The 9221-nt window shown below is 58.4% G+C and carries 7 protein-coding genes; 5 read left to right on the top strand and 2 right to left on the bottom strand.

Annotation, left to right across the window (positions count from 1 at the left end):
• Positions 1-71: 71 nt before the first annotated feature.
• A complete protein-coding gene (hisC, locus tag AC4GMC_RS15750) occupies positions 72-1160 on the top strand; it encodes a histidinol-phosphate transaminase (protein ID WP_487877069.1) in 1089 nt (362 codons plus the stop codon).
• Complete coding sequence (locus AC4GMC_RS15745; RefSeq protein ID WP_487877070.1) at positions 1157-2074, top strand: prephenate/arogenate dehydrogenase family protein; 918 nt, start codon at positions 1157-1159, stop codon at positions 2072-2074. Before hisC ends, AC4GMC_RS15745 begins: the two co-directional genes overlap by 4 nt.
• 29 nt (positions 2075-2103) lie before the next feature.
• Here the strand turns inward: AC4GMC_RS15745 and AC4GMC_RS15740 are convergent, their stop codons facing one another.
• Positions 2104-3102 carry a DUF2125 domain-containing protein gene (locus AC4GMC_RS15740; protein ID WP_487877071.1) on the bottom strand — a complete coding sequence of 333 codons (999 nt, stop codon included), beginning with the start codon at positions 3100-3102 and terminating at the stop codon, positions 2104-2106.
• A gap of 65 nt (positions 3103-3167) precedes the next feature.
• Between AC4GMC_RS15740 and AC4GMC_RS15735 the strand changes: the two genes are divergently transcribed.
• The 3 genes from AC4GMC_RS15735 to AC4GMC_RS15725 all read left to right on the top strand — a co-directional run bounded on the left by AC4GMC_RS15735 (position 3168) and on the right by AC4GMC_RS15725 (position 6803).
• Positions 3168-3695, top strand: coding sequence for a gamma-glutamylcyclotransferase (locus tag AC4GMC_RS15735; protein ID WP_487877072.1), 528 nt, complete (start codon positions 3168-3170; stop codon positions 3693-3695).
• Positions 3696-3788: 93 nt separating this feature from the next.
• Positions 3789-4976, top strand: coding sequence for a biopolymer transporter ExbB (locus AC4GMC_RS15730; RefSeq protein ID WP_487877073.1), 1188 nt, complete (start codon positions 3789-3791; stop codon positions 4974-4976).
• 3 nt (positions 4977-4979) lie between these two features.
• On the top strand, positions 4980-6803 hold the full coding sequence (locus AC4GMC_RS15725) for a peptidoglycan -binding protein (RefSeq protein WP_487877074.1): 1824 nt from the start codon (positions 4980-4982) through the stop codon (positions 6801-6803).
• 103 nt (positions 6804-6906) lie between these two features.
• Here the strand turns inward: AC4GMC_RS15725 and clpA are convergent.
• On the bottom strand, positions 6907-9221 hold a 2315-nt coding region (gene clpA, locus AC4GMC_RS15720), incomplete at its 5' end, for an ATP-dependent Clp protease ATP-binding subunit ClpA (RefSeq protein ID WP_487877075.1).

Below are 9221 nucleotides of genomic sequence, written 5' to 3'. Positions count from 1 at the left end.
CTGCGTGCCCTTTCCAAGGCCCGCGCGGCTCGCTAAACCCGCAATAACCTCATCTCCAAGGGATACCGACAATGCCCCAAGCGCCCCAGCCGCAGCCCGGAATTATGGACATCGACCTTTACGTCGGCGGCGCTTCCCATGTGGAGGGCGTCTCGGATGTGATCAAGCTTAGCTCAAACGAGAACCCGTTTGGCGCGTCGCCCAAGGCGCTGGCCGCTGCCGCGCAGGCTGCGACCAAGCTGCACGTATATCCGAACACGGACCACGCCAGTCTGCGTGACGCCATCGGCGCGACCTATGATCTGGATCCTGCGCGTATCATTTGCGGTGCGGGGAGCGACGAGATCATCGCGTTTCTGTGCCAAGCCTTTGCCGGGCCGGGTGATGAAGTCATCCACACGGAACACGGCTTTGCGATGTATGCCATCAGCGCGCGTGCGGCTGGTGCCACGCCTGTTGTAGTAGAAGAGACGAACCGCACCGCCGACGTTGACGCTATTCTTGCCGGTGTGACCGACAAAACGCGGCTCGTGTTCATTGCGAACCCGAACAACCCAACGGGCACGATGATTGGTGGCAATGACCTGCGTCGCCTTGCGCGTGGCCTGCCGGATGGCTGCATGTTGGTCGTTGATGGCGCCTATGCCGAGTTCGTAGAGGACTATGACGGCGGCGCGGCGCTGGCCACAGAGATGCCGAATGTCTTTATGACGCGCACGTTTTCCAAACTGCACGGGCTGGGTGGGCTGCGTGTGGGTTGGGGCTATGGCGCCCAAGAGGTTGTCGATACGCTCAACCGTATTCGCGGGCCGTTTAACCTTAGCCATGTTGGCCTTGCGGCGGCTGAAGCCGCGATACTTGACACCGAGTACCAAGATTGGTGCAAATCTGAAAATACGCGGCTTCGGGCGAAACTGGTCGCTGGGCTGGACGCGTTGAACCTGCCTTCGGACCGGTCAGAGGCGAATTTTGTGCTAGCGCGTTTTGCCGACAGTGATGAGGCTGCGGCGGCAGACGCGCACCTGCGCGGCTTGGGCATTTTGGTGCGGCGCGTGTCGGGCTATGGTCTGCCCGCGGCCCTGCGGATCACCGTCGGCGATGAACCGGGCGTGACCCGCACGCTTGCCGCGCTGCGCAGTTTTCGGGACACACAGGCATGATTTATCAACGCGTTGCACTGATTGGGCTGGGCCTAATCGCGGGGTCTATGTCGCTGGCGATCCGTCGTGGTGGCCTTGCGGGCGAAACCGTGGGCACAGCGCGCTCCGCGCAGACACGTGAAACGGCACGAGAGATTGGATTGTGCGACCGTATCGTTGATACTGTGGCAGAGGCCGTCGCGGGGGCGGATTTGGTGGTTTTGTGCGTGCCCGTGGGCGCGATGGCGACGGTTGCGGCCGAAATCAGCCCGCATCTCGCGCCGGGTGCCACGGTCACGGATGTGGGATCGGTTAAGCAAGCGGTGATTGACGCGGTTGGCCCGCATCTGCCCGAAGGCGTGCATTTTGTGCCGGGTCACCCGATTGCGGGGACTGAACATTCGGGCCCGCGCGCTGGCTTTCCCGAGTTGTTTGATGCCCGTTGGACCCTGCTAACACCGCTTGAAGACGGCGACCCCGAGGCCGAAGCGAAGCTGCGTGCGCTTTGGGAAGGCATGGGATCGTTCGTTGAAAGCATGGACGCCAATCACCACGATCTGGTGCTGGCGGTGACATCGCATGCACCGCATCTGATCGCGTACACAATGGTCGGAGTTGCAGATGATTTGCGTAGGGTGACCGACAGCGAAGTCATCAAATACTCCGCCGCTGGTTTTCGGGATTTCACCCGAATTGCTGCAAGCGACCCGACAATGTGGCGCGATGTTTTCTTGTCAAACAAGGACGCGACGCTCGAAATCTTGGGTCGTTTCACCGAAGAGCTTTTTGCTCTGCAACGTGCCATTCGCACGGGCGATGGGGAGCATCTGCACAGCTTTTTCACCCGTACGCGAGAGATTAGGCGCGGCATTATTGAGGCGGGACAAGACACTGATGCGCCCGACTTTGGACGCCGGCCCAAGTCGTCGTCTTAGTCGATTGGCGCTGTGTTTAAGTGCTGTGACTAACGGATCACGAGCCGTGGCGCTGGCCCCAGCGGGATCAGCCCAAACCGGATAAAGCCGCCCGCCAGCGTCAGCGTGGCATCAAGCGTATCCGGCCGACCGCTGGCCTGTGCCAAGCTTTCGACTGCGCGCAAGGCAAAGGCGTTGATCTGCTTGGGCAGCACGCCGTTGGATTGTAGCAGCTCCAACAACGCCTCCCATTTTACGATCTGAACAGCGACATCGCCCTCGGGCACGCCGTTTGTGTCAATCGTCAGCGCGCCGGCAAGCCGCACCTCAATCTCACCCCACTGCATGTCAATGGTCTGCAGGTCGATAGCGCGAGGCTGGGGGCGTCGATCCTCCAACGCAGTGATGTCCCAGGCTTTGTCAAAGGTGGCGGTGGCGTCGATCTGCATGGATTGCATGCTGTCGGGCAGCAGGTTTGCAGGATCGAGCAGTTGTAGGATCGGGCCGCCGGGCGCGACCTCTGTCAGGTCGGCGCGGATCACGTGTGACAAAGGCTCAACGCCTTGTGTGGTTGAGATTTCCGCGCTGCCGATACGGCTGGCCCAGCCGAGGGATGAGGCGATGGTGAAATCCTCAAGTGTAACCTGGCTGTCCCAAACCGTTAGGTTGGGGGTAGGAGCCACAGATAGGCGCGCGGTGCTGGTTTGGCTGGTGATCGTAAGATTTACGAAGGGGCTTGATAGAATATGCTCAGGCGGCAGACCGACGGTGATATCGGTTGGGCCAAAGATGGGACGGGTCAGTGTGATGGATGGAACGTGCCATGCCACACCCGTCGCAGGGTCCGCGAGGCGGAGGTCTTGCAGCGTTGTAGCCAACTGCATGGGAAAGCCTGCGGTGTTCAAGTTCTGAACGTCGGCAGCCCATCCTTCGGCGCGGCGGTCGTCTAACCACGTGCTTAGCACCCTGTCGATCGCAACCGCATTCGCGTACCACCAGCCGCTCCATGCAACTGCGCAAGCCAAGACTAACCATCCTAAGCGTTTCATAGCGCCCCCTTTTCTTATGAGCCTACTGTCGTTATGTGGCCGTCAGATGCAAGGGAGCCGGAGCGATGGACACACTTTGGGTATTTGGCTACGGCTCGCTGATCTGGGATCCGGGGTTTACGGTTTCTGAGCAAGAGATCGCCCGACTTGAGGGGTTTCACCGCTCATTTTGCATGTGGTCCATCCACCACCGTGGCACGGAAAATGACCCGGGCCTTGTTCTTGCATTAGATGCGGCTGAGACGTTTTGTGATGGCGTCGCCTTTCGCGCGGCAGAACCTGAGGCCGCGTTAGAGTACCTGCGCGAGCGTGAATTGGTTTCATCGGCATACTTAGAAGAATGGCATGATATCACCCTGCGCGATGGCCGTCGCGTGTCAGCTGTGTGCTATGTCATTAACCGTGATCACGTTCAGTATTGCGGTGATCTGAGCCTCGAACGACAGGCGCAAGTGATTGCAAGAGCCGTTGGCGGACGTGGCCCGAATACGGAATACCTGTTCAATACAGCCAAACATATTAACGATTTGGGCCTGCCGGATGCAGATCTGGATTGGCTATATGGTCGGGTAAAAACGCTAACGAGCGGTTAACCTTTCCCCATTGGCACTCTGGGCTTGCGCAGGTAGGGTTTCTGCGATGTGCCCCACCACAGGCCTAAAGGGGATACCGGGATGAGACCGGACATGAAAAAAGCGCGAACGCAGTTCTCTCAACCGATCCGGCAGATCGTGCAAATGCTTGTCATTTTGGCGGCTACAGGAGCGGGCGTGTACATGGCCTATCCTGCGATGGCGCCTATTTTTTCTGCCAGCCCTTGGCTGAACGGCACAATTATTTTTGTGTTCTTTATTGGCGTGATGGCGTGCTTTGCCCAAGTGTTTCAGCTGTTTTCATCGGTCGCTTGGATTGAGGGATTTGCGATCCAGCGGGCGGGGCATGATCTGACGAAGGCGCCCTCGCTTTTGCTACCCCTCTCGGGGTTGTTGCGCGAACGAGGGGCCCGGACGCAGATGGCCCCAAGCTCGGCACGTTCCATCCTTGACTCGGTCGGCGCGCGCATGGAAGAGGCCCGCGATATAACGCGGTTCATTGTGAACATGCTGATTTTTCTGGGCCTTTTGGGCACATTCTACGGCTTGGCCACGACGGTGCCTGCTGTGGTCGACACCATTCGGTCGCTCAACCCAAGCGAGGATGAGGGTGGGGTGGCCGTCTTTACCCGTTTGATCGGCGGGCTTGAGGATCAGTTGGCCGGGATGGGCACGGCGTTTGCGTCGTCACTCTTAGGGCTTGCGGGATCTCTTGTGGTTGGCCTTTTGGAATTGTTTGCAGGTCATGGCCAAAACCGCTTTTACCGAGAAATGGAGGATTGGCTCAGCACGATCACACGCGTTGGGTTTGTCGGCCAAGATGGTGAAGAGACGATAGATCAATACTCGCTCGCGGCAGTTCTGGATCATATGAATTATCAGATGGAAAGCCTGCAGGAGATGTTCCAACGGGCTGAGGCAGGCCGTTCCGCGACTGAGGATCGGCTTGCGGCATTGGCGGCTGCCGTTTCTACGATGTCATCAACAGTCGAAAGCGGGGGCGCAAACGCCCGCGCGCTGGAGCGGGTGGCCGAAGGGCAGGATAACATCGTGGCCGTTTTGCAGGGATCTGGCGGTGGTGAAGGCGGCTTGGACGCCGAAAGCCGCATGCGCATTCGGTCGATTGATGTGCAATTGCTCAAGATTTTCGAAGAAATGGCATCGGGTCGGCAGGCATCAATGGATGATTTGCGTGGCGATATCGGGTCGCTAACCCGCGCTATCCGACAATTGAACCGCATCGCGTCGTCGGCGCAGGCGCCGGACAGTCGGTCCGAGTAGAGCATGGCGTTTCACCGACGCAACGGACAACGATTTACTGCCAACGTTTGGCCGGGTTTCGTGGATGCGATGACCGCGCTTTTGTTGGTGCTCATGTTTGTGTTGTCGATCTTTATGATCGTGCAATTCATTCTGTCGCAACGCATCGCGGATCAGGACACGGAATTAGATGCGCTGGGGACGCAGGTGGCGTCACTTGCGCGGGCACTTGGGCTGGAACAGCAGCGCGCCTTTGAGTTGGAGGAACAGGCCAGCGAACTGGCAGTGACGCTTTCGGCGGCCAACGCGATGACGGCAGCACAAGCCGAGGCGATCTTGGTTTTGCAGGGTGAAGCGCAGGAATTGTCGACACAAATTGCGAGCTTTGAAGCGCAAGTTGCATGGCTTTTGGCCGATCGGGATCGATTGTCTGGTGCCCTAGAAACCTCTGAGGCCGAGGTCGCGCGCGTGATTGATGAACGTGAGGCGCTGCAGTTGGCCTTGGCGCAGGTCCGTACCGAGGTGGATGCGCAGGCTGAAGCTGCCCGGCTTGATGCGGCGCGGCGTGAAGCGTTAGAGGCTTTGGTCGCCGACCTTCGGGCTGAGGCTACGGCAAATGCCACGAGCCTAGCGCAAACTGAGGAAGCCCTAAGCGATGAGGAAGCGGCGCGGTTGGCGGAAGCGGCTGCCGCGCAAGCGCTACGAGACCGCTTGAGGGATGCAGATGCGGAATTGACGGCCATGACCCTCGCGTTGGAGGAGCAGAGGCAAGCGGCCGAAGAGACGCTGACTTTGTTGGCCGCATCAGAGACAGCCCAAGAGGATTTGACCGCGCAGTTGGCAGCAGCATTACTGGACCAAGAAGCACTGCGGGCAGAGGCCTTGGGCCAAGAGAATGATCTGCGTGCGCAGCTAGAACGGGCATTGGATCGCTTTGCTGATGCGGAGCAATCGCAAGCGGATGCTGCACAAAAGACGGCTGAACTTCGGGCGCAATTGGCCGCGGCCCTCGCCGAAAAACTCGCGACGGAGCAACAAAGCCGTGAGGCCTTGAGTGCGGCTGATGCGCAGGCGGTATTGCTGGCAGAGGCTCAGCGTCGGTTGTTGGAACGTGATGCGGCGCTGAACCAGACAGAAGCGGACGCGCTAGATGCGCAGCGAGAGGCTGCACTTTTGAACCAACAAGTCAGCGCTTTGCGGAGCCAGCTAGGCGCGCTTCAGTCAATACTGGATGAGGCGCGCGCGCGGGATGAGGCGGCACAGGTTCAGTTGGAAAGCCTTGGGTCTGATCTAAACGCCGCGTTGGCGCAGGTTGCTGCCGAACAGCGGCGCCGTGCCGATCTTGAGGAAGCGGAGCGGCAGCGGCTGGAGGCTGAAGCGCAGGATTTGGAGCGTTTTCGCTCCGAGTTTTTTGGACAACTACGGGATTTGCTTGAGGGACAGGACGGTGTTCAGATCGTAGGCGATCGGTTCGTCTTTTCGTCTGAGGTTCTTTTTGCACCGGGGTCTGATCTACTTTCGCCCTCGGGGCGGGCTGAAATCGCGAAGGTCGCGGAACTGCTGCAAGGGATTGCAGGCGATATTCCTGTTGGCATTGATTGGGTGTTGCAGGTGGATGGTCATACTGACAACGTGCCGTTGAGTGCTGGTGCGTCATTTGCAAACAACTGGGAGCTTAGCCAAGCGCGTGCCCTATCAGTCGTCCTGTATATGGTGAACCAATTGGGCCTGCCGCCGGAGCGTTTGTCCGCAAACGGATTTGGTGAGTACCAGCCAGTGAATTCCGCTGATACCGCCTTGGCTCGGGCGCAGAACCGTCGAATTGAATTGAAGTTTACTGAAAAATAGCTGCGTGCAGATGTGTCGATTTCGCCGGCGTGTATGGGTCAAAAGAAAACCGCCGCACCTGTGAGGGCGCGGCGGTATATCTGGTCAGCTCAATGAGAGGCGATCAATCTGCCGTAAGAAGTGGCGGCTTTTTCTTTGGCTTCAAGGACAGTGCGCCGGGCTCAAACGTCCGCAAGTCCAGTTTGCCGTCTTTGATGCCCACTTGCACCACACCGCCCTTGGCGAGTTTGCCAAACAGCAGTTCTTCTGCGAGCGGTTTCTTGATGTGCTCTTGGATAACGCGGCCGAGAGGACGTGCACCCATCTTGTCATCATAGCCTTCTTCGGCGATCCACTCAGCGGCGGCGCGCGTAAGCTCGATGCTGACACCGCGATCCATAAGCTGTGCCTCCAGCTGGAGCACAAACTTTTCAACCACTTGCAGGATCACTTCGCGGCCAAGCGGTGCGAAAGAAATCACAGCGTCAAGCCGGTTGCGGAATTCGGGCGTAAATGTCCGCTCAATCGCGGCTTGATCCTCACCGGTGCGGCGATCACGCCCGAAGCCGATAGCCTCTTTGGCTTGTTCAGCAGCACCCGCGTTCGAGGTCATGATCAAGATTACATTACGGAAATCAACTGTGCGTCCGTTGTGGTCCGTCAGCTTACCGTGATCCATCACCTGCAAGAGGATGTTGTAGACGTCTGGGTGTGCTTTCTCCATCTCATCGAGCAGAAGAACACAGTGCGGATGCTGATCCACGCCGTCCGTTAGCATACCGCCTTGGTCAAACCCCACATAGCCGGGAGGCGCGCCGATGAGCCGTGAAACCGCGTGTTTTTCCATGTACTCGGACATGTCAAACCGCAGCATCTCCACGCCAAGTGTATCGGCCAGCTGCTTGGCAACCTCGGTTTTCCCTACACCTGTTGGGCCGGCGAAGAGATAGTTGCCAATGGGCTTTTCTGGCTCGCGCAGCCCTGCACGGGCCAGCTTGATCGCGGACGACAGAGCGTCAATCGCGGGGTCTTGGCCGAACACAACGCGCTTGAGCGATGCCTCAAGGTCACGAAGCACTTCCGCATCGTCTTTGGAGACGTTTTTCGGTGGGATGCGCGCAATTTTAGCCACAACCGCCTCAATCTCTTTAGCGCCGATCGTCTTGCGACGTTTGGTCGATGCAACAAGATGCTGCGCCGCACCGGCCTCATCAATCACGTCAATCGCTTTGTCGGGCAGTTTGCGATCATTGATATAGCGGGCGGACAGCTCAACTGCTGTCTTGATCGCTTCAGAGGTGTATTTGATCGCGTGGTGATCCTCAAAGTAAGGCTTCAGCCCTTTGAGGATTTTCACCGCGTCTTCGACCGAAGGTTCATTCACGTCAATTTTCTGGAACCGACGGCTCAGCGCACGATCCTTTTCAAAATGCTGGCGGAACTCTTTGTAGGTTGTGGAACCCATGCACCGTAGCTTGCCACCTTGCAGGGCAGGTTTCAGCAGGTTTGATGCGTCCATCGCACCGCCAGAGGTAGCACCAGCGCCAATTACAGTGTGGATTTCGTCGATAAAGAGCACCGCGTCTGGGTGATCCTCCATCTCTGTCATCACTGCCTTGAGCCGCTCCTCAAAGTCACCGCGATAACGCGTGCCTGCAAGCAGCGCGCCCATGTCGAGCGAGTAAATCGTGGCACCTGATAGCACTTCGGGCGTCTGTCCGGAGATGATCTTATAGGCCAATCCTTCGGCAATGGCTGTTTTGCCAACGCCGGGATCGCCAACCAACAGGGGGTTGTTCTTCCGACGGCGGCAAAGAACTTGGATACACCGCTCTACTTCGCTATCGCGACCGATCAGCGGATCTACATCGCCTTTGGTGGCCTTCTTGTTCAGGTCCACACAATATTTCGCGAGAGCAGATTCTTTGTTTTCACTGGGGTTCGGGCCGTTATCCTGCGGCTCTACCGAGGCGTCATCTTCGAAGTCCGACCCCTGTACGGGGCGCGCTTCGCCAAAATTGGGGTCTTTGGCGACACCGTGGGCGATGAAGTTCACTGCATCGTAGCGCGTCATGTCCTGCTCTTGCAGGAAGTAGGCGGCGTTCGACTCGCGCTCCGCGAAGATTGCGACGAGCACGTTGGCGCCCGTGACCTCTGTCCGGCCGGATGATTGGACATGGATCGCTGCGCGCTGGATAACGCGCTGGAAGGCTGCGGTGGGCACAGCCTCTGATCCATCGACCTCGGTCACGAGGGTCGAAAGCTCATCTTCGATGAACTCTTCTAGCGTGACGCGAAGCGCATCCAGATCTACGCCGCAGGCTTTCATGACCTTTGTCGCGTCCGGTTCTTCCAGCAGGGCCAGAAGAAGGTGTTCTAGTGTTGCCAGTTCATGGCGGCGTGCGTTGGCTTGGGCCAATGCTGCGTGAATGGCTTGCT

This window comes from Thalassobacter sp. (assembly GCF_982993085.1).
This window is presented reverse-complemented; position numbering and strand designations above follow the sequence as displayed.

Coding starts and splice junctions, on each gene's coding strand:
- AC4GMC_RS15730 (WP_487877073.1), top strand. CDS start 3,789: ATGAAAAAAGCGCGAACGCAGTTCTCTCAACCGATCCGGCAGATCGTG.
- AC4GMC_RS15725 (WP_487877074.1), top strand. CDS start 4,980: ATGGCGTTTCACCGACGCAACGGACAACGATTTACTGCCAACGTTTGG.
- AC4GMC_RS15735 (WP_487877072.1), top strand. CDS start 3,168: ATGGACACACTTTGGGTATTTGGCTACGGCTCGCTGATCTGGGATCCG.
- AC4GMC_RS15745 (WP_487877070.1), top strand. CDS start 1,157: ATGATTTATCAACGCGTTGCACTGATTGGGCTGGGCCTAATCGCGGGG.
- AC4GMC_RS15740 (WP_487877071.1), bottom strand. CDS start 3,102: ATGAAACGCTTAGGATGGTTAGTCTTGGCTTGCGCAGTTGCATGGAGC.
- hisC (WP_487877069.1), top strand. CDS start 72: ATGCCCCAAGCGCCCCAGCCGCAGCCCGGAATTATGGACATCGACCTT.